Consider the following 21,883-nt stretch of genomic DNA (forward strand, 5'->3'; position numbering starts at 1 on the left):
GAGAAAAATGGCAATTCGATTTTCACATGTTCTGGCTTTGGGGCTTACTGCCGGAATCGGTATCTGGATGGCGACCGGCACAACCGTGGTTATGGGTCAGGGGACGGGCGAAGGTTCGACTCCACCACCAGCAGAAAGAGTGAAAGCTCTCGGCTCTGTTCCCTTTGCCGTTAAAGTGCAAACCCTTGAAGCGACTGTACGGACTCCATTTTTGGAAATGCGGGGACGGACGCAGGCGGATACACGTGTTGAAGTGCATTCAGAAACAGCTGGTGTAGTGCGCAAACGCCCGGCAACTGAAGGCATGTTCGTTCGTAAAGGTGACCTGCTCTGTTCTCTGGACCGCGGTGCCCGTGAAGCACGCGTTCTTCAGGCCAATGCAGCACTGGCTCAGGCTAATATTGATTTTGAAGCTGCCAGCAAGCTGAACAACAGAGGTTTTTCTGCTGCAAACCGTGTGATTGCGCTTAAAGCAACACGCGACGCGGCTAAAGCCCAGTTGCAGGAAGCTGAACTTGAGCTGGAACGCACTGCAATCCGCGCTCCTATTGATGGGGTCATTGAGACACCACTGACAGAAGAAGGCGCAATGCTGGGTGTTGGCAAAGTCTGCGCGACAATTATGGCGCCGGACCCAATGCTAGCAATCGGAGCCGTTTCAGAATCCAACATTCAGGCTGTGAAAGTTGGCCAGACCGCTGTTGTGAACCTGGTGACCGGCCAATCCGTTGAAGGTAAAGTCAGCTACATTGCAAGCTCTGCCGATCCGGACACACGCACTTTCCGCGTGGAAGTTGAGTTGCCAAACCGGGACTTTGATTTGAGAGATGGCGTTACGACCAGCACTTTGCTGCAACTTGCCGACGAGAAAGCTCACTTTGTCTCACCGGGCATTTTGACCCTTGCTGACAATGGGGACATTGGTCTGCGCGGCGTTGATGCAGACAACAAGGTTATTTTCTACCCTGTTGAAATGATCGGCGGAGACACAAAGGGTGTCTGGCTCAAAGGGCTGCCTGAAGAAGTGACCGTTATTACCGTTGGTCAGGACTTTGTTAAAGAAGGCCGTGTTGTTCATCCCGTTTTTGAAACCGCGGAGGTTTCACAATGATATCCATGCTGGAAGGGGTGCTCCAACGCCCCAAAACAGTTTTTGTGATGATGCTCTTCATGGTGGTCGCAGGCATTATGTCCTACATCGCGATCCCCAAAGAAGCTGCGCCAGATATTGATGTTCCATTCTTTTATGTTTCTGTCAGCCAGTCCGGAATTTCTCCTGAAGATGGAACCCGTCTGATCGGTCAACCGATGGAGACCGAACTCCGCGGCCTTGAGGGGTTGAAGGAGATCACGACGATTGCCGCCGAAGGGCATGTAGGCATTTTGTTGGAGTTCGACATCAATGTCGACAAAGACAAAGCGCTGACGGATGTTCGCGAGAAGGTTGATACGGCGAAGACCAAGATCCCTGAGGACGCCAAAGAACCTACAGTCAGCACACACAATATGGCGCTTCAGCCAACCATGACCATTGCCCTTTCCGGTGATGTTCCTGCCCGCACGCTATACCGCCTTGCTGATCGTCTGAAAGACGAGATCGAGTCCATTGCGTCCGTGAAAGAGGTTGAGCTGACTGGTCAGCGTGATGAGCTGCTTGAAGTGATCATCGATACGCTCAAGATGGAAAGCTATTCCATCAGCCAGAGCGAACTGGTCAATGCACTTCGGTTGAACAACCAGCTGATTGCTGCAGGCTTTATTGATGGGGGTGCAGGCCGCTTCAACATCAAAGTGCCGGGTCTGATCCTTGATGCAGATGATGTTTATTCCTTGCCGGTGAAACAGTCCGGCGAAGGCGTCGTCACACTTGGTGATATTGCTACGATCAAACGTACCTTCAAAGATCCAAGCACCTTTACGCTTGTGAATGGTCAACCTGCTGTTTCGCTAGATGTGATCAAGCGCATTGGCGAAAACATTATTGAGAATAATGCCGCAGTTCGTACTGTTGTTGAAGACGTTACAAAAGACCTGCCAGGTACAGTATCTGTGAGCTATATGCTCGATGTATCAGACAACATTTTTCAGACCTTAAACTCTCTTGAATCTTCCATCATGACAGCAATTTTCCTCGTGATGATTGTTGTTATTGCTGCTCTTGGTCTGCGATCTGCCATCTTGGTTGGCCTGGCCATTCCAACAAGCTTCATGTTGGGCTTCCTGACACTCACAACCATCGGCATGACCGTGAACACCATGGTGATGTTCGGACTGGTGCTGACTGTTGGTATGTTGGTTGACGGCGCGATTGTGATGGTGGAGTACGCAGACCGTAAGGCAGCTGAAGGCATGTCTCCACGGGATGCTTACATCCGCGCTGCAAAGCTGATGTTCTGGCCGATTGTTTCTTCCACGGCGACAACGCTGGCAGCCTTCCTGCCAATGTTGCTGTGGCCGGGCGTACCGGGCGAGTTCATGAGCTACCTGCCAATCATGGTGATCATCGTTCTGTCCGGCTCCCTGCTGACGGCCATGGTGTTCCTGCCCGTGACTGGTGGCATTTTGGCCGCTGTCTTTGCGTTTATGAGTAAGTATGGCGAGCATCTTCTTGCTCTTATCGTTGCTGTGGCACTGGGTGCTGTCGTTTCCAGCCTGACACCAATCGTTGCAGTCCTTGGTCCTGCATCTAAACTGCTTGGGGCAGCTATTGTCATCGTGGCTTTCTTGCCACTGATGAAGATGTTCAAACCAATCCTCAACTATTCTCGTGCGCGTGCTGAACGCCGGAAAACGGAAGAGTTGGCAGCAGCAAAAGTGTTCTCAGGGCATGGTCCGTTTGACACATCAAAGCTGCGCGGTATCACACGTGCTTACATCGCTGTTCTGGAGTTCCTAGTTCGCAAATGGTGGGCCGGCATGCTGGCGATCGTCGCCATGCTGGTTCTTTGTGGCAGCATCTTAGTGACCTTTATGGGTAACAATGCAGGCACTGAGTTCTTCGTGGATGAAGAGCCTGAGCAGGGTAAGTTTTATGTGACCGCTCGCGGTAACATGTCTGCTCTTGAGGCCCTTGAACTGGTTCGGGAAGTTGACAGTATCATTCTAGCTGAGCCGGGCATTGAGAATGTCGTGACCCGCGCCTTCCCTGTTGGTGTACGCGGTGGCGGTGGCAACAACGCTCCTGCTGATCTGATTGGCTCCATCGACATTGAGTTTGCTGACTTCTGCTGCCGCCCGTCGGCAAAGGAGATCTTTAACAGCGTTCGTGAGAAAACCTCTCTGCTTCCGGGTATCAAGGTTGAATCCCGGCAGGTTGAGGGTGGCCCTCCAACTGGTAAAGACATCCAGCTGCAGATTAACTCAAACAATTACGAAGCAGCTGTTGCTGCGGCAAATCGTGTTCGTAATCACATCGACACTGTTGATGGCTTGCGTGACCAGGAAGACAGCCGTCCTTTACCGGGGATCGACTGGGAACTGACCATCAATCGCGAAAAAGCAGCTCGTTATAAGGCTGATATTGCGGCTGTGGGCGCTATGGTTCAGCTTGTAACCAACGGTGTTTTGATTGGTGACTATCGCCCGTCTGACTCAGAGGATGAAGTGGACATTCGTGTTCGCCTTCCTGAGAGCGAGCGGACTTTGGACAAGTTTGATGAGCTGCGTCTTCGCACTCAGCTGGGTCAGATTCCTCTCTCCAACTTTGTGGAGCGGACACCCAAGCAGAAGGTTTCCAGCATTACACGCCGCAATGGCATGTTCTCTCTGGATGTTAAAGCTGGTGTTGATAAAGACCGCTTCCTCGTGACCGAGAAAGAGGCAGAGATTCAGGAATGGATCGATGCTCAGCAATGGCCGGACGGAGTGTTCATCAAGTTCCGCGGAGCGAATGAAGAGCAAGCCAAATCTCAGGCCTTCCTCATGAAGGCAATGATTGGTGCGCTGTTCCTGATGTTTATCATTCTGCTGACTCAGTACAACAGCTTCTACCAGAGCTTCCTGACGCTCTCGACTGTGGTTATGAGTGTGTTTGGTGTGCTGCTTGGCATGTTGGTGACGGGGCAGAAGTTCTCAATCATCATGACTGGTACCGGCATTGTGGCGCTGGCAGGTATCGTGGTGAACAACGCGATCGTGCTTATTGATACCTATAACCGCTTCCGTGAAGATGGGCAGAGCCCGGTGGATGCTGCACTGCGCACCAGTGCACAGCGTGTCCGTCCGGTGATGCTGACCACAATCACCACGATTGCTGGCCTTATTCCTATGGCAACGCAAATCAGCTTTGACTTTGCCAATCAGGTCACCACCTTTGGCAGCGTCACGGCAAGTTGGTGGGTTCAACTCTCAACCGCGGTGATCTCCGGTCTGGCGTTCTCAACAATGTTGACGCTGGTTGTGATTCCGATTGCTCTGGTAATGCCAATGCATCTGGCAAATGGTTATGGGCGGGTTGCAAACAGGCGCAAGAATCAGATGTCTGCAGGTCAATATGCGCTGGCCAATGGCAATGAAGATCCGAAAGAGCCAAGCTTCGGTGATGATACTTCTGAAGAGGTCAAGCGGGTTCCTGAAGCCGCTGAGTAAGGCTGACACGCATAACAAATGCAAAAGAGGCTGCTTCGGCAGCCTTTTTTATTGCCTGCTTCAGGAGGCAGGACGCTGGCGGCAAATCATATGAGATGCTTGTGGTCCCTCCGGCAAACCCAACCAACGGATTGCAGGGCTCACAAAAAAGGCCGCGGAGTGATCCACGGCCTTATCAAATCAAATTGGGCTTTGCGCCTAGTCGCTGCTCTTTTCCTTTTCCTGTTTCGGATCAGGAACGCCAGCTTTCGCTATATCTTCGAGGCTCACTTTCAAAGACGTCTTGTCTTCTGAGACGCTTTCCTCCTCGATCTCGGTGGTCACCACATCGCAATCGGCATGGCTGCCCTTCCCGTTCACGCAGTGGATTTTGTAGGAACGCCATGCAAACGGGATAGAGATGAGATAGCCAACGCCGATCACGGTCAGACACTCGAAGGGATAACTTGCGGCAAGTGCAACGATACCGACAGCGACAACGAACAGCGGCAGAACCCATTCGCGGCGAATGTGCGTACCGATCTGCTTGCCGGAGAAGGTTGGCAGCTGGCTGACCATCAGGAGACCAATGAACATGGTGTAGAGCGCAACAGGCAGAGCCAGCTCGTTCCAATGCGGCACACCCAAACGTTCCAGATAGATCGGCAGCAGAACCGTCAGTGCGCCTGCTGGAGCGGGAACTCCGGTGAAGAACTTGTTGGCCCACTTTGGCTTGTTTGGGTCGTCCAGCGCCACGTTAAACCGCGCCAATCGCAATGCCATGCAGATGGAAAACAGCAGAGAGGCGATCCAGCCGAGGGAGCTGGCATCTTCCAGCATCCAAGCGTAAAGGATAATGCCTGGAGCAACGCCAAAGTTCACGAAGTCGGCGAGCGAGTCCAGCTCAGCACCAAACTTCGTGGACCCCTTGAGCATGCGTGCGACACGTCCGTCCAGAGCATCCAGAATAGCGGCGAGGAAGATGGCTGCAATCGCCATATCCCACCTGTCTTCCATAGCCATGCGAATGGCTGTCAGGCCGGAACATAGCGCCAGCAAGGTGACGACGTTTGGTAAAACAATACGAAGTGGAATACGCTTGCGCGCTGCCCCTTTCGCATTGGTGGTTTGACCTCCCGGTTCATAGGGAGGAAATGGATTTGACACGCTATACTACCTTAAGAAACGCGGGCAACGATATCGCCTGCTTCTTCATCTTTCAGATTTGCCAGAATACTCTCACCAGCAATCATGGTCTGGCCAAGGGCAATCTGTGGCTTTGTCCCCTGAGGCAGGTAAACATCAAGACGGGATCCAAAGCGGATCAGACCGAAGCGATCACCTGCAGAAATGTTTTCGCCCTCTTTCACGAAGCACACAATACGGCGTGCTACGAGGCCGGCGATTTGCACAACACCGATACGGGCGTTGTCGTTTTCAATGATCAGGCCATTGCGCTCATTGTGCTCACTTGCCTTGTCCAGTTCTGCATTCACGAACTTTCCGGCTTTGTAAGCGACGCGCGTGATACGACCTGCCATTGGTGCACGATTTACGTGACAGTTGAAGACGTCCATGAAGATGCAAACACGCATCATCGGCTGATCGCCCATATCCAGCTCCCGAGGTGGGATCGCAGACCCCATCAGACACACGGTTCCGTCTGCGGGGGAAACAATCAGGCCATCTTTAACAGGAGTGACACGCGGCGGATCGCGGAAGAAGTAACAGACCCATCCGGTCAGGAAAAGGCCGATCCAGAAAAGGGGGGACCAGAACCATCCTAAAATGATGGTCAGGACAGCTGCAATGGCGATAAACGGGTAGCCTTCTTTATGAATAGGAACCAGTGTCTTGGAAATGCTGTCCGCCAAAGACATCTTTACCACCTTTGCTAGAGTGAGGGGTTCAGCTATTGAACCCCTCAGACGTTAAGTTTCTGCTCATAGAGCAACTCAGAGAGATCTGTGCAAGCAACTCTAGCTTATTTAAACAGAGATTCCCCTGATTGCGCGCAGAGCAATCACTTGAACCCACTATTTCTTATCAGTTATGCCCTCAATTTGGCTTTCTTCGGCACTTTTACCTCTGGAAATGAAGCCCTGATCATCTTCACGCATCTGCGCAAGACGTGCTTCAGCTTCACTGACTTCACGCTGGCGGCTCCACATAGAAGCGTAGAGACCATCATTTGCCATCAGTTCAGCATGCGTCCCCTGCTCTACCGCTTCACCCGCCTTTAGAACGAGGATCTGATCTGCGTTCACCACGGTGGAGAGACGGTGGGCGATGACAAGCGTGGTCCGGTCTTTGGAGACAATGTCCAGAGCTGACTGAATTTCCTGCTCCGTGTGCGTGTCCAAAGCCGAGGTTGCTTCATCAAGAATGAGGATCGGCGGACTTTTCAGGATGGTGCGCGCAATCGCGACACGCTGCTTTTCACCGCCTGAAAGCTTCAGACCACGTTCGCCCACTTCACTTTCATAACCATGAGGCAAAGCTTCGATGAAGTGATCGATCTGAGCCAGTCTGGCTGCCTCTCTCACTTCTTCATCTGAAGCTCCGACGCGGCCATAGCGGATGTTGTAGGCGATGTTGTCGTTGAACAGAACCGTATCCTGAGGAACCATGCCGATGTGATCGCGCAGGGATTTCTGCGTCACTTCGCGGACATCCTTGCCATCAATGGTGATGCGGCCTGAGGTGACATCATAGAAGCGGAACAATAGACGGGAAATCGTGGACTTGCCCGCTCCAGATGGACCAACAATCGCGATGGTGCTTCCTGCAGGCACTTCGAAATTCACGCCTTTCAGGATAGGACGCTCTTCGTCGTAGTGGAAGTGCACGTCTTCGAATTTGATGGTGGCTTCTTTGACCTTCAGGTTCTCCGCAAGCGGCTCATCCTGAATTTCAGGTTCTACGGCCAGTACGGAGAACATGGCTTCCAGATCAGCAATACCCTGACGGATTTCGCGATAAATGAAGCCAATGAAGTTGAGCGGAACAGACAGCTGCATGAGCAGCGCGTTGATCATGACGAAATCACCGATGGTCTGCTCGCCGCGCTGAATTGCCATTGCAGACATGACCATACACGTCGTCATGCCTGCGCCGAGGATCAGTGCCTGCCCGAAGTTGAGCCAGGAAAGCGAGGTCCATGTTTTGATTGCAGCGCGCTCATAGCCGCGCATTGCCTTGTCAAAACGGCCACGTTCCATTTCCTCGTTACCGAAATATTTGACGGTTTCAAAGTTTAGAAGGCTGTCAACGGACTTGCTGTTTGCATCATTGTCCGCGTTGTTCATATCACGGCGGATCTGGATACGCTTATCGGAGGCCACGACTGTGTAGTAGACGTAGGCAAAGACCGTTGCACCGACGACCAGGACATACCAGAGGCCAAACTGGAACCAGATCACAACCGCCATCATCGCAAATTCGACGACCGTCGGGATACCGCTCAGGATCGTGAAACGGACAATGCCTTCAATGCCCTTCACTCCACGGTCGATCACACGCGTCAGGCCACCCGTGCGGCGTGACAGGTGGTAGCGGAGAGACAAGGCATGGAGGTGCTGGAAGGTTAAATTGGCGAGTTCGCGAACGGCGTGGAGGCCAACGCTTGAAAAGATCGCGTCACGGATCTGGTTGAACCCGACAGCCATTGTTCTGGCGACATTGAAGGCCAGAACCAACATGATTGGCGCGACAAGAATTGGCGGCAACCATTTTGGTAAAACGCTGGCGTCAGTCAGAGCATCTGTTGCCCATGCATAAAGATAGGGTGCGAAAACGGTAATAATTTTTGCGACAATCAACGCCGCGAGGGCCAGAACGACACGCTTTTTAAGCTCCGGCCTTGCATCTGGCCACATGTAAACCCAAAGGGTTTTCAGTGAACGAAGCAAGCCTTTATCGTCTGCATCCAAAGCAGGGGCGGATTTTGCCTGCTGTTTTTTGCTTGTTGCAGTCATGCTAGTGCCTTGTTGCCCGGCACGCTTCTTAAAACGCAGAAGCGGTTGGCGAATTAGGAATGTCATATCAGAAGAGCAATGATCCAGAACGCGTCCATTGCCATCAGATTGGAGAGAGTCTTTCGCCCTCTTTTGAAACGCGCTCTTATCCGAAAACCGGAACCACTTTTCGGGAGCACGCAGTAGGATCGCAAACCAGAGAAAGCGCTGGATTGTTCATCCAGCGCTTTCCTAAAGATCAATCTGGAAAGCTTTCTCTTCTTAAATAGGACGTTCGAAGAGAAGAATCCAGATCAGTTATTAATTGTTTTCCAATTCAGATCAGCCACAGGCAACATGAACACCTGTCCCGGGAAGATCATATCCGGATTTTGGATCTGCTGGCTGTTGGCCTGATAGATGGTGGTGTAGCGTGTGCCTTTGCCATAGAGACGGCGGGAAATGGTCCAAAGGTTATCGCCACGGCGGATGATAACATTTGGCAGTTCGCCGATGCCAACAGTTGCAGATGCCCCTTTTGAACCAGACCCTTCCGCGACAAGGCGAACCGGGATCATGGCAACGTCATTTTCACCCTTGGTGAAGACAACCTGTGCGCGGGCTTCCACTTTACCGTCGGTGTTCTCCACTTTGTCAGCTCTGACTTCCACATTGCCAGCTGGGATTGTTTTTTCGGCTTCTACGAGCCAGCGCCCTTCGGTGCCTGCCTGCGCTTCGCCAACAAACTCTTCGCCCACATAGACACGAACTTGCGCGCCTGGCTCACTTTCGCCAGCAACGAAGACCTTGCCCTTCTCAGTTTCAACGGCTTTGACAGTCAGCTGCGGCTCTTCAGTTGCCGCTGCAACCGGTGCTGCAGGTGTTTCTGCAGGCGCCGGAGTTTGCGTAGCAACTTCAACAGGAGCTTCAGCAGTCTGTGCAGCTTCTGGAGCAGGCGCAGATACTGCGTTTACAGGTGCAGGCGTCTCGGTGACAGCGACTTCAGTTTTTGCAGGCGCTTGCGCTGGTTTATCAGCCGCAGCGTTAACCGGAGCTTCTTCCTTCGCACCAGGGATCTGTGCAACGGCAACTTCAGCAGGAGCAGCGGTTTCAGGCGCCTTTGCATTCGCTGTTTCGACTGGCTCTGCAGTCACTGGTGTTTCTGGCAGCTGGAGAATCTTTGATGGTGCGTCTGGTTCATTGAGAACAACCAAAACCTCGCCAGTTTCGTCTTCAGGCACAGACACTGCAATGTGTTGCTGCGAGCCACTCTTTTCCTGAGTTTCCTGATTGGTCGCTTCAAGGCTGACGTCGTGATCGCCCGGCTTCAGCGGTCTTTCAAGAACAATCGCAAATTCACCACTGTTGTTCGCAATACCTTTGCCGACCACATCCCCGTTGGAGATGAGTGCAACAATGGAACCAGCTTCAGCGCGGCCAGCGACAACGGCATCGCCTGATGGCTCAACGCGCATCACATCGAAACTTGGAACATTGTCGGTGGTAACAGCGGCTGTATCCAGCTGAGTGGTCACTTCAGGGGCTTTGCCAGCTTCTGCCTTGTCCGTCTGAGTGCCCGACGAGTTGAGCTGTACTTTGCCATTTGCAGCAGCCTCCAGCTTTGCAACAGCCTTTTCAGCTTCTGCAACAACCGAAGTATCTTCCTTGCTCAGGTAGTACGCCCCCGCACCGATTGCGCCTGCAGCTACAGCCACAGCAACTGTCAGCAACCAGTTCATCCCCGATTTCGACATGGTTCTCAATTGCTCCTCAAGCAGACCATAGTTCACTCGACATGGCATGCTTTGACATTATATCAGATTGTCCGGATATCAGTTTATCCGGCTGTCTGTTTTGCTTAGCTTTGTGCAAAAAGGACAGACTTTAATCGTGTTTGTTATACATGTTTAACCCGAGGGGCAAGGTGCACCATGTCAGGCAAGTTGCGCATGTGGTGAAGTTAACCTCAATTTACGAGCCTTGCTTGACGTTCCCCCTAGCCTAATGCGACAGAATACCTATGAAAACCTTGAAAAGCATCTGCGTATATTGCGGCTCCAATGCTGGAAGTCAGCCGCTGTTTGAAAAAGCGGCGATTCAGCTTGGTGAATTATTAGCCCGTGAAGGGATTCGACTCGTTTATGGTGGCGGATCCATTGGACTTATGGGAGCTGTTGCGAAAACTGTTCTTGAAAATGGCGGTGAAGTCACCGGTGTCATTCCAAAGTTCCTGAAGGAACGAGAAGTGATGCTGGAAGACGCTCATGAGCTGATCGTTACTCAGGACATGCATGAGCGCAAACGTACCATGTTTGAAAAAGCAGATGCGTTTATCGCGCTGCCTGGTGGTATCGGCACTCTTGAGGAACTTGTGGAGATGCTGACCTGGGCTCAGCTTGGTCGCCATGACAAGCCTATGCTGCTTCTCAACCTTGATCAGTTCTGGACGCCACTGGTGGAATTGCTCGACCACATGCGCAGTCTTGGCTTTATTCGTCCGGACAGCGACATCACCTACGAGATCACCGAGGACGTTGCTCAAAGCGTCGATATTCTTTGCAAGGCCATTGAGGGCTGCAAAGTTGAACATCCTGATTTGAAGGATATGTAACAAAAAAGGCCGCTGAGTTTGCAGCGGCCTTTTTTAATTGCGATCCATTTGACTGCTACGCAAGCTTCGCAACGCGGCGTCTTGCCATCACACCGTCGACCGAGAAGATGACGAGTGAGAACCAGATCATCCCAAAAGCCAGCAGACCTTCTAGTGACAGCTCTTCACCAAACAGCCATATGGCGCTGAGGAAGTGGATGGATGGTGCGATGTATTGCAGGAAACCAATGTAAATCATCGGCAGCCGGCGCGCAGCAAAGGCGAAAACCACCAATGGAACTGCCGTGATCACCCCTGTGAACAGCAGCAGTGACAAGAACCATGGGTGCTCCACTGGAATTGCGGGATAAATGCCGCCGGAGCCAGCCTGCGCGAAGTACCAGATGCCGACAAGAGCGAACGGCATGACGAGCAGGACTTCCACCAATTGGCCAGCAACAGCGCTTACAGGGGCTTGCTTGCGCACATAACCGTAGAGCGCAAAGCTCAGGGCCAACACAACAGATACCCACGGCAGCTCACCAACCTCAAAGGTTTTGTAGAGTACGGCGAAGATGGTAATTGCCAGCGCTGCGAGCTGTGCTTTGGACAGGCGTTCAGACAACAGAACAACGCCCAAGCCCACGCTGACAAGCGGGTTGATGAAGTAGCCGAGGCTGGCATCCAGCACCCTGCCCGTTTCAACCGACCAGATAAAGATGGTCCAGTTGACGCTGATGACTGAAGCTGACACCAGAAGGTAGCGCAGGCGGGAGAAATCGCAGAAGATGGCGAAGACCTCTTTGCGAAGCTTGCTCATGACCAGAAACGCACCAAGGAACAGCACGGAGCCAATCACGCGGTAGCAGATCACGATGATCGCTGGCATGTCTGCTGTGAGCTTATAGTACATGGGAGCAAAGCCCCACATGAGATAAGCAGATACTGCTGCGATCAGTCCAGCCTTGAACGCTTCTGGCGTGCTTAGCGGATCAGCAGCGGACGCTGACTGGCTCATTCAACCCTCATATTACAGCGTAAACAGGCGCCAGAGATCCTGACGCCAGTTAAAAAAGGAAGGCGTGGCCGCGCATCCGCGACCACAAATCATTTCGTTTTCAAGAGCCTTTGATAGCCCTTATCAGGCGGTTTCCAGCTCATTTGCTTTGAAAATGCAATAGCGAACGGAATCGACCAAGGCCTGGAAGGACGCGTCTACGATGTTTTCAGAGACGCCGACTGTGAACCAGCGTTTGCCGGTTTTCCTGTTCTGGCTTTCTATGAGAACACGTGTGATCGCGCTGGTACCACCGTTCAATATTCGCACTTTATAATCTATCAGCTCAAGGTCAGCTATCAGGCTTTGGTATTTGCCAAGGTCCTTGCGCAGCGACAGGTCGAGTGCGTTGACCGGACCATTACCCTCTGCGACAGACATGAAATTCTCACCATCCACTTCCACCTTTACGACCGCTTCAGAGACGGTGACACGCTCGCCCAGCGCATTGTAACGGCGCTCGACGCCAGTGCGGAAGGACAGGACGTCGAAGTAGTCTGGCACGGAATGCAGTCGTCTGCGGGCAAGCAGCTCGAAGGAGGCGTCTGCGGCTTCATAGGCAAAGCCCTGAGCTTCCAGCTCTTTCACTTCAGCCAACAGACGATCAAGGCGTGGATCGGCTTTGTCAGCTTCAACGCCGAGGCGTTTCAGCTCGTTAAGCAGGTTGGACTTTCCAGCCTGATCGGAGACAAGTACACGGCGCTGATTGCCGACCATTTCTGGCGGGATGTGCTCGTAGGTGTCTGGATTCTTGAGGATGGCAGAGGCGTGAATGCCTGCTTTGGTGGCGAAGGCATTGGCGCCGACATAAGGAGCGTGGACGTTGGAAGATCGATTCAAGATCTCGTCAAAACTCCTTGATATTGCAGTTAATTCTGTCAGATCTTCAACTTTGATGCCAAGTTCAACCAGATCACGATACGGCTTCTTCAGCAGCATGTTTGGGATCAAAGTGATGATATTGGCATTGCCGCAACGCTCACCGATGCCGTTGAGCGTGCCCTGCACCTGACGGACACCCGCAACAACAGCTGCCAGTGTGTTTGCGACAGCGTGGCCGGTGTCATCATGGGCGTGGATGCCCAGATTGCTGCCGGGCACCACTTGCATCACTGCATTCACAATCTCAGTGACTTCGTGTGGAAGCGTGCCACCATTGGTGTCGCACAGAACCACCCAGCGCGCGCCCGCTTCAAAAGCGGTTTGTGCGCAGGCCAGAGCGTAGTCAGGATTTGCCTTGTAGCCGTCAAAGAAGTGCTCACAGTCGATCATGGCTTCTTTGCCTGCCTCTACGGAGGCTTTGACTGTGTCTGCGATGCTTTCCAGATTTTCCTCGTTGGTGCACTTCAGGGCAACATCAACGTGGTAATCCCAGCTCTTTGCCACATAACACGTGGCATCCGCAGCGGACTGGAGGACCATCTGAACGCCTGGGTCATTGCTGACAGAGCGCCCAGCGCGCTTGGTCATGCCGAACGCGGTGAAGGTCGCTTTCTTTGTTCTTTTTTCGGAGAAGAACTTTGTATCTGTTGGGTTTGCACCTGGGTAACCGCCTTCAATATAGTCGACACCCAGTCTCTCCAATAAGTCGGTAATGGCAATTTTTTCGTCCACGGAGAAATCAATGCCGGAGGTCTGAGCCCCATCGCGCAATGTCGTGTCGAAAAGATACAGACGCTCTTTCGTCATATTATGCCTACCCTGCTTATTGTCCTGAGTTCAACCTCAGGCTCCCCTCATGTGACGGAGGTTTCCCTTTTATCTCCGTAGGATTTCTCAAGGCACGTATTGCAGGCGCCTTGAGAAAACTTAGCAAGCCTAACGGGTTATCCCGAACAGAACCATGGAGCAGACTTCAAGTTTCCTTGTGGTATCTGCGTAGTCCATGGCCTATCTCCTCGTTAAGCGCAGGACCAGGTGGTCTCGATCTCACCTGTTTCCTTGTTCTTCATGTCTTTGAGCACAATGCCGTCGGCTGCCAGCTCATCGCGGATGCGGTCGCTTTCAGCAAAGTCTTTTGCCTTGCGGGCATCCAGACGTTTTGCAATCAGCTCTTCCACTTTGGCCTTCAGCTCAGAAGAGACATCGGCTTCAGCTTTTTCTTCTTCCTGAGCTTTGGAAAATGATTCAAGATCAAAGCCCAAGAACTTGATAGAATTAGCTAATTTTTGTGCAGCGTCTGCATCGCCACCGCGTGCATCACGGGCGAGTTTATGAAGAGCAGCAAAGGCACGTGGCGTGTTCAGGTCGTCTTTGAGACCTTCCAGAACAGCTTGGTCCAGTTCGCCATTTTCCTGTGCAGTGACACCGTGCTTCTTCATCAGCTCAATCCAGCGGGTGAGCTGCTTTTCGCCTTCTGCCAGACTTTTGAATGTAAAGTCGATTGGCTGGCGGTACTGGGTTTGAAGCAGAGCATAGCGGATGGCCTGACCGGACCATTTACGTCCATCGCCTTCTTCAGTGTCCAGCAGCTGGTGAACGGTGAAGAAGTTGCCCAGAGACTTGGACATCTTCTCGCCTTCCACCTGCAGGAAGCCATTGTGCATCCACACATTTGCCATGGCATGCGTGCCATGAGCACATCTGGATTGTGCGATCTCGTTTTCATGATGCGGAAAGGTCAGATCGACGCCGCCGCCATGAATATCGAAGACCTTGCCCAGGTGCTTTTCGGACATTGCAGAACATTCAATGTGCCAGCCCGGACGACCTGGTGTTTTGATGCCGCATGGGCTTTCCCAACCCGGTTCATCCGCTTTGGATGGCTTCCAAAGCACGAAGTCGGTCGGGTCTTTTTTATAGGAGGCTACTTCAACACGCGCACCGGCGATCATCTCGTCCAATGTGCGATTGGAGAGTTTGCCGTACTCGGGCATGCTCGGCACATTGAAGAGGACATGCTCGTCCGAGACATAGGCATGGCCTTTGTCGACGAGCGTCTCGATCATCGTTTTCATCTCTTCAATGTGGTCGGTTGCCCGCGGCTCAATATCCGGCGCTTGTGCCCCCAGCGCAGCCATGTCCTCATGGTACTGGCCAGCGGTTTTTTCGGTCAGCTCACGAATGGAAATACCTTCGTTTGCTGCGCGCTCGTTGATTTTGTCGTCCACGTCTGTGATGTTTCGCACATATGTGACATGCTCTTTGCCATAGAGTTGGCGCAGCAATCTGGCCAAAACGTCAAAAACTACGACTGGGCGCGCATTACCAATATGGGCGTAGTCATAAACGGTGGGACCACACACATACATGCGCACGTTGGACGCATCCATTGGCACAAAAGCTTCTTTTGTGCGTGTCAAAGTATTGGTGAGCAGAAGTCCCTTGCCGCCTTGGGCTGTGTCTGCGCTCATAATGGTTCGTCTCCTGGCCAGCTGGCCGGGCGTTCATCTCACGCAGAATCAAGGCAGGATAGAACGGCCACAGCCAGCGTTGTCGCTAGCTGCAAATAATGATGGTGCAAGAAGAAGTGTGCATCGCCGTTTTCATATGTTGCTTTTCGCTGATTGTTGCTTACAGGTCAAGTCTTAGTCTCACCAGATCACCCACATTTCTAACTAAGTTAAATACAAAATTTCTACCCGAAGATGCAATTCTAAGGGAAAGCCAAGAAAAAACAGGGAAGTAAAACGTGTCTCACAAGAGTATCTGTGCCACCGTTCTCGCTGCAAGTCTGATTGGAATGAGTTCGCCTTCAAGCGCGACCGGTAATGCAACCTCCTCTGTGCCCCCTATCGACCCGTTGAACTTCAATGAAAACGCGGCCTCACCGCCAGCTGACACGCCTTCCCCAGAAGACCTTGTGCTACCTGATATTGATCCCTTGGTCCTGCCAGAAAGCGAGCTGCAAGTTCCAGGTCTCACAGGTCCTGCCGGACAGGTTCTCGATCCAACTCTTTCAGAGCTGTCGGAGTTGGAGCAAACCATCCGGGACCTGATCTTTTCTGAAGACGAGATCAAGAGCGCAGGTTTCAGTTCACGGCAAGTGGATGCTTTGGCAGAGGCTTACTCCTTACGCAACTTCCGCCCTGTCTGGTTTGAAGACCAGTCTCTGACACCGCTTGCCAACCGTTTGATTGACGAAATTCGTAAGGCTCCAACCCATGGGCTTGACCCGCAAGCCTATGGTGTTCGGCAGCTGGCCTCCATTCTGGATGTGATGGAAGCGTCCAATGCGACAGCTACTTTACGTGAGATCGCTGTTGTTGAACTGCAGCTGACCCGCGTTTTTGCCAGTTACGGCGCCCACCTTGCCGGCGGCGTTGTGCGCCCGACCAAGGTGCTGAAGAATGTATTTATCACCCCGCAGGTTCCAAAGCTGAATGACATGCTTACTCAGCTGGAAGAAACCCGGTCTGTTGAGCAGTTGTTTGCCAGCCTTGAGCCAGAGGCACCGTCCTACGATCTTTTGAAAGACCAGCTGGCCCGTTATAACGACGCCCTCACCTCTGATTATCCTGTCTACATTGAAGACGGTCCAAGCATTCGGCCCGGTGACACAGGTGCCCGCATCTCGCAGCTGGAGAAACGTCTGCAAGCGGAGGGCTATGCACCCTATTATTCCGGATACTCCGGAACGAGCGAGCAAGACGTGGCACCGGCCTATTACAATGATGACATGGTCGCGCTCGTGAAAAGCTTTCAAAAGCGTCATGGTCTGAGTGTGGATGGGGTTGTTGGCAAGAAGACCCGGGCAGCATTGAATGCCTCACTCACAGATCGCCGCGATCAGATCCTCGTTAATCTGGAACGTATGCGCTGGGATGACCCGCTTCCGTCTGGCCGCTATGTGAAAGTCAACGTGGCAGAACAGATTGTGCGGGTGATGGAAGGCACGGACGTGCTTTATGAGACCCGCACGGTGGTGGGCAAGCCTCGCCATGCCACGCCTTTGTTCTCCGACACCTTTGAGTATGCAGAGATCAACCCGACCTGGGGGGTGCCATGGTCCATTGCCACCAACGAGTACTTACCTAAGCTGCGCAAGAACGCGTCTGCCTTGTCTGGCAGCGGGATCAATGTTTACAAGAATGGCCGCCGGGTTGATCCGACAGCAATCAACTGGAATGCGGTCAGCAAACGCAGGTTCGGGTATCAGCTCCGCCAGAAGGCTGGGCGGAAAAACGCTTTGGGGGCTGTGAAGTACATGTTCCCAAACAAGCATAATATCTATCTGCACGACACACCGTCCAAGCGCTTATTTAACAAGGATCAGCGTGCGTTCAGCCATGGCTGCATCCGGGTGCAGGATCCATTTACATTCGGGGAAGTGCTGCTTTCCGGTTCCGGCCACAGCCGCGCAAAGATGGAAAAGCTGCGCGCCCGGGGCAAGACCGTTCGCCTTAAGCTGAAAGAGACCGTTCCAGTGCATCTGCGCTACTATACAGCTTTCGCTGGAAATGATGGGGAGCTTCAGTTCCGGGAAGACATTTACAAGCAAGACAAAGCGATTCTTGAGGCTCTGCTGACCTCTCAAGATGCATTCAAAATAAAGATGGCCTCAACTTACTGACCTGACAAATCTGCGCAAATTGCCACGCTCCTTATCAGGGATATGGTTAATAGTGCATATTTGAATTAGCTGTGCTAATATATCCCCAATAGAACTGCATTTCATAATTCAAACGGGGGTTGATTATGCTGAAGCAGGCTATGGGTGCAATGATTGTGGCAAGTGTCATCTCAAGCCCGATCATTTTCCTTGCGGTTTACCTGTTTATGAACTCTGCATGAGTTCTGGCCCATCGCTTCAGATGGTGCTGACGAAATCGAGAGTTCCCAAAAATCTAAGGGCAGCGCTTGGCGCTGCCTTTTTCTTTGCGTGAATCTTACTCATCTAAAAGAGTTAAGTCGGCAAGCTGGTCGTTTTGTGTTTTTGGCAAGGTGATGTTGGGATGACGGTGGCGGTTCTGTGGGGCAGCACTTCAAGCGGCAGTGCCTCTTGCCGTCGTGCCGGACGGAGCGAAGATCCTGTATCCAGTGTTATACGTGACGAAGTGGAGATCTGGTTCTCGCATCGCACTTCGCTTGCGTGGGGTAACCGCCTACGCCTTACAAAACTTATCCCCCTCACCCAGAAGCTCCCCTATCCTGAATCTCGTGCCCACGCATTCGGGCAGGAGTGGACCGTCCATTCCGCGGCGTGGGTGGGGTTGGGCTGCTGGTACGAGGTAACGTATCGTGTCGGGAGGTCCGGTGAAGCGCCATACCCTTTTGAGGCCACAGTGGTATAGGGAGTTTGGGGTCGTTCCGGAGGGCGTCCGGTGGTGGCAGGAAACTGCCAATGACAGGGAAACCTGTCAGGGACACGGGAACGTGTCATTGACACGGGGACGTGTCATTCACGTCTGTCCGAGAGGGAGCCCGCGCGTTCATGATAAAAGGCCCGGGCGAGGCGAACAGCCATTGCCGAAGAAACATTATTTACAAGTAGCGCAGGCAAAGCCTGTTCGCCTTGCTCCACCCGTTAAACGGGATTCTCCAACACAAACACCGCCGGGAAAGCCCAGCGGTGCTATTGGTGCTTGAAAAGCAGGTGTCAAATCTACGCGTATTCTTTTCCGAAAATCGGAGCCACTTTTCAGGAACACGCTTTAGTCATCCAGATAATCAGCGCACTTTTCCGGAACCTGATCGCCCCACGGCATGATCGGCACGGTAGAAGTGGAGTTCTTCGGGCTGCCTTCTACGAGTTTGTCGGAGTAGACCAGATAGACCAGCACGTTCCGTTTCGCGTCACAGCCGCGAACGATGCGCATTTTTTTGAAGAACAGGGAGCGGCTCTGGCGGTAGACTTCATCCCCTTGCTCAAACTTGCTCTTGAACTTGATGGGGCCAACCTGACGGCAGGCCAGAGAGACATCGGAGGTTTCCTCTTCCAGTCCGAGCCAACCAGAGAAGCCACCTTTTTCAGGCACTGTGAAGTGACAGGCAACGCCTTCGACTTCCGGGTCGTCCAATGCATAGGTCGCCAGCTTGTGGTCCGGGCTCAAGAACTTCCAGACGGTTGATTTCTTGAAGATCAGATCCGGCTCCTGTGCCTGTGCAGCGGTGCCAAGCATCCCCAGCGTTACCCCAAGTACCACAGTCACGGTGCTCACCATTTTCAGGACTGATTTTCCAAGCGCAGAGATCTGCACGGCTCCCCTCCATTTTAAAAGAACAAATCAAATCACTCCCGATATAGGAGGTTTTTTGGCAACTACCAGCAAGAGAACCAGAGAATTTTGTAAAACCTACCGGAATCCGTTGGTTTTGCCCCAATAAGGCCATAGAATAGCTTATCTCTAAGACTTCTCTGAGGAAACCAGTATTGCGGGCTATGACCATTTCCAGACTCCCCTTCGCGCACTCATGCGCAGCCGTGGCTCTTGCCCTTGGCGCCTCCCTTATTTGGACCGGGAGTGCGTTTGCACGCCCTCAGGTGTGCGACAGGCTTGAGACGGAGTTTATCGAGCTTTCTGAGCAGGTCGACAGCAATGGCGGCTCTAACAGTTGGCAAACAGCCTATGAAGAGCAGCTGGTTCATATCCGTAACGTACAGTCCCAGATGTCCAATTTTGGCTGTGATGGTTCCTTTGGCCCTGCGCAGTGCCAGCAACTGAGCTCTTCTTTGCAGCAGATGAATGAGAACCTGACCTACCTGGACAGTCAGAGACAGCAGGAACTCTATTCCAGCGTGCTGCAGGACCGGCTTACTGAAGTGAAGCAGGCACTGGTTGATCTGAATTGTTCTGATCGTTCAGAGCAGCAAGTCCAGCCGTTGACGCCAGCACAGACCAATCAGCCTTTGCAGCTGGAACCACGTTCGACCGCCGGCTTCTCCTCCGGTGGTCAGCAATATGCGACCATGTGTGTGCGCAAGTGTGATGGCTACTACTTCCCGATCAATCCGAATTCCAGTGCAGAAGATCTGACGGAAGATGGAGAGATTTGTCAGGCGCTGTGTCCAAGTCAGGACACCGAGCTTTATGTCTTCCAGGTTCCTCAGGAAACACCTGCGCAGATGCGCTCTTTGTCTGGTGTGCCTTATACGTCCCTTGCCAATGCCTATCTGTTCAGACAGCAGAACAACCCGGCTTGTTCGTGTGATGCAGCAGGTGGTCAGCCTGGCAATCTGGAGCCATCACCTGCGATCCCACCTCTGGAGCAGGCCCTTCCGGGTAATCAGCTGGAAGATCTGACACCGGGCGCAACAGCGACATACCCTGCTATTCCGAACCAGAGTGAGCTGCGTCAGACCGTAAACGCAACAGAGGCCCAGAGTGATATCTCCGAGCCTCCGCTTGTTCAGAAGAAGTTTGTACCTCGCGAGGTTGAACCCCGCACAGGCCCTATCAGGAAAGTCGGTCCAAAGTTTTTTCCCGACCAATAAGCGGTAGCATGTTCTTCAGGTCTGGTCCGTGTGCCAGACCTGTGATTGCTTTGCGCAGTGGCATGAACAGGCCTTTGCCTTTTCGGCCAGTCTCAGCTTTGACGGCTTTGGTCCACTCGCCCCAAGTTTCCTCGGTCCATGGCTCTTGCGGAAGCAGAGCTGTGGCCTGAGTGATGAAGTCCTTGTCTTCCTCGGCAATGTCTGGCGTGGCGGACCCAACGATCAGCTCCCACCATTTTTTCGCATCGCTGACGGTGGAGCAGTTTTCTTTAACCGCAGTCCAGAACGCTTCATCACCCTCAACGCCGTCAGCTTTCAGGCGGTCTGCAACATCAGCAAAGCTCATGGCATGGACGAGTTTTGCAGTCAGGTGGCCTACATCTTCCGGGTCAAACTTTGCAGCAGACTTGGAGATGCCGGAGAAGTCGAGCATGTCTGCCAGAGCTTCCATGGTTGGAGCAGGTTCAACCGCATGGCTGGTGCCTGTCAGCACTGCGAGAGAGCAGACTGCCATTGGCTCATAGCCTTCTTCCCGCAGTGAGCGGATAGACAGGGCGCCAGAGCGTTTGGAGAGCCCCTCACCAGATGCAGTGGTCAGCAGGTTGTGATGACCAAACTCAGGAACTTGTGCCCCCAGTGCCTGGAATATGGCAATCTGTACACCGGTATTGGCAATGTGGTCTTCACCGCGAATAACATGGGTGATGCCCATATCCGCGTCATCCACAATGGATGGCAGGGTGTAGAGGTAGGTTCCATCTGCGCGGATCAGCACCGGATCAGACAGGGAGGCAAGATCAACGGTCTGACGACCACGGATCACATCATCCCAATGCACGTCTGTTCTGACAGTGGAGAACGCATCGCCTTCTGCGTGGTTTGGCAGTTTGAAGCGCCAGTGTGGTTTGCGGCCTTCTGCTTCAAATGCAGCAATCTGCTCATCAGTGAGCTTCAGGCCCGCACGGTCATAAACAGGAGGACGGCCCAGAGCACGCGCACGGTTACGGCGGCGTTCCAGCTCTTCCGGCGTTTCATAGCATGGGTAAAGGAGGCCTGCGTCTTTCAGCTTGGCAGCTGCTGCATCATACAATGCAAAACGCTCGGATTGTTTTTCCACGCGATCAGGGTTGATACCCAGCCACTTCAAGTCTTCAGCAATACCAACTGCATACTCTTCTTTAGAGCGTTGCACGTCAGTATCGTCATAGCGCAGAACGAAATTGCCGCCCTGCTTCTTAGCAAAGAGATAGTTGAAAAGCGCCGGGCGCACATTACCGATATGGATGTGACCAGTCGGAGATGGCGCGAAGCGAACAGTAACACTCATGGCTGAGCCTTCT

The 21,883-nt window shown here is 52.8% G+C and carries 14 protein-coding genes; 5 read left to right on the forward strand and 9 right to left on the reverse strand.

Features of this window, described 5'->3' with window-relative positions; genetic code table 11:
* Nucleotides 1-7: 7 nt before the first annotated feature.
* Both BM231_RS14830 and BM231_RS14835 read left to right on the forward strand, forming a co-directional pair.
* Nucleotides 8-1,111, forward strand: coding sequence for an efflux RND transporter periplasmic adaptor subunit (locus BM231_RS14830; RefSeq protein WP_093520562.1), 1,104 nt, complete (start codon nucleotides 8-10; stop codon nucleotides 1,109-1,111).
* The gene (locus tag BM231_RS14835) at nucleotides 1,108-4,587 is read left to right on the forward strand and encodes an efflux RND transporter permease subunit (protein ID WP_093520564.1); all 3,480 of its coding nucleotides are present in this window, start codon (nucleotides 1,108-1,110) and stop codon (nucleotides 4,585-4,587) included. The genes BM231_RS14830 and BM231_RS14835 overlap by 4 nt, the downstream gene beginning before the upstream one ends.
* Before the next feature lie 198 nt (nucleotides 4,588-4,785).
* Here BM231_RS14835 and pssA read toward each other — a convergent pair whose 3' ends face one another.
* The 4 genes from pssA to BM231_RS14855 form a co-directional block, all read right to left on the reverse strand.
* Entirely contained in the window at nucleotides 4,786-5,733 is a 948-nt protein-coding gene (gene pssA, locus BM231_RS14840; protein ID WP_093520566.1) for a CDP-diacylglycerol--serine O-phosphatidyltransferase, read from the reverse strand.
* Between the two features lie 11 nt (nucleotides 5,734-5,744).
* On the reverse strand, nucleotides 5,745-6,446 hold the full coding sequence (locus tag BM231_RS14845; RefSeq protein ID WP_093520568.1) for a phosphatidylserine decarboxylase: 702 nt from the start codon (nucleotides 6,444-6,446) through the stop codon (nucleotides 5,745-5,747).
* A gap of 156 nt (nucleotides 6,447-6,602) precedes the next feature.
* Nucleotides 6,603-8,543: an ABCB family ABC transporter ATP-binding protein/permease gene (locus tag BM231_RS14850; RefSeq protein WP_093520570.1), complete on the reverse strand. Its 1,941-nt coding sequence runs from the start codon at nucleotides 8,541-8,543 to the stop codon at nucleotides 6,603-6,605.
* A 293-nt stretch (nucleotides 8,544-8,836) separates the two neighbouring features.
* Entirely contained in the window at nucleotides 8,837-10,276 is a 1,440-nt protein-coding gene (locus BM231_RS14855) for an Ig-like domain-containing protein (RefSeq protein ID WP_208860382.1), read from the reverse strand.
* Nucleotides 10,277-10,542: 266 nt separating this feature from the next.
* Between BM231_RS14855 and BM231_RS14860 the strand changes: the two genes are divergently transcribed.
* Nucleotides 10,543-11,133 carry an LOG family protein gene (locus BM231_RS14860; RefSeq protein ID WP_093520574.1) on the forward strand — a complete coding sequence of 197 codons (591 nt, stop codon included), beginning with the start codon at nucleotides 10,543-10,545 and terminating at the stop codon, nucleotides 11,131-11,133.
* Between the two features lie 55 nt (nucleotides 11,134-11,188).
* On the opposite strand, the gene rarD is transcribed toward BM231_RS14860, so the two are convergent.
* From rarD to cysS, 3 genes are all read right to left on the reverse strand, one after another.
* Nucleotides 11,189-12,130, reverse strand: coding sequence for an EamA family transporter RarD (gene rarD, locus BM231_RS14865; RefSeq protein WP_093520576.1), 942 nt, complete (start codon nucleotides 12,128-12,130; stop codon nucleotides 11,189-11,191).
* 123 nt (nucleotides 12,131-12,253) lie between these two features.
* Nucleotides 12,254-13,858, reverse strand: a complete 1,605-nt coding sequence (gene cimA / locus BM231_RS14870; protein ID WP_093520578.1) for a citramalate synthase — start codon at nucleotides 13,856-13,858, stop codon at nucleotides 12,254-12,256.
* A 212-nt stretch (nucleotides 13,859-14,070) separates the two neighbouring features.
* Nucleotides 14,071-15,522: a cysteine--tRNA ligase gene (gene cysS / locus BM231_RS14875; protein ID WP_093520580.1), complete on the reverse strand. Its 1,452-nt coding sequence runs from the start codon at nucleotides 15,520-15,522 to the stop codon at nucleotides 14,071-14,073.
* Nucleotides 15,523-15,800: 278 nt separating this feature from the next.
* Here cysS and BM231_RS14880 point away from each other — a divergent pair, with 278 nt between their 5' ends.
* Nucleotides 15,801-17,681: a L,D-transpeptidase family protein gene (locus BM231_RS14880; RefSeq protein WP_093520582.1), complete on the forward strand. Its 1,881-nt coding sequence runs from the start codon at nucleotides 15,801-15,803 to the stop codon at nucleotides 17,679-17,681.
* Between the two features lie 1,081 nt (nucleotides 17,682-18,762).
* Here the strand turns inward: BM231_RS14880 and BM231_RS14885 are convergent.
* Entirely contained in the window at nucleotides 18,763-19,272 is a 510-nt protein-coding gene (locus BM231_RS14885) for a CreA family protein (RefSeq protein ID WP_208860410.1), read from the reverse strand.
* A gap of 218 nt (nucleotides 19,273-19,490) precedes the next feature.
* Here BM231_RS14885 and BM231_RS14890 point away from each other — a divergent pair, with 218 nt between their 5' ends.
* Nucleotides 19,491-20,543 carry a DUF2865 domain-containing protein gene (locus BM231_RS14890; protein ID WP_093520584.1) on the forward strand — a complete coding sequence of 351 codons (1,053 nt, stop codon included), beginning with the start codon at nucleotides 19,491-19,493 and terminating at the stop codon, nucleotides 20,541-20,543.
* Here the strand turns inward: BM231_RS14890 and gltX are convergent.
* Nucleotides 20,506-21,870 carry a glutamate--tRNA ligase gene (gltX, locus tag BM231_RS14895; protein WP_093520586.1) on the reverse strand — a complete coding sequence of 455 codons (1,365 nt, stop codon included), beginning with the start codon at nucleotides 21,868-21,870 and terminating at the stop codon, nucleotides 20,506-20,508. The two genes, BM231_RS14890 and gltX, sit on opposite strands and share 38 nt — an antisense overlap.
* Between the last annotated feature and the right edge of the window lie 13 nt (nucleotides 21,871-21,883).

Origin of the sequence: Pseudovibrio ascidiaceicola (assembly GCF_900114245.1) — a bacterium.
GTDB lineage: Bacteria > Pseudomonadota > Alphaproteobacteria > Rhizobiales > Stappiaceae > Pseudovibrio > Pseudovibrio ascidiaceicola.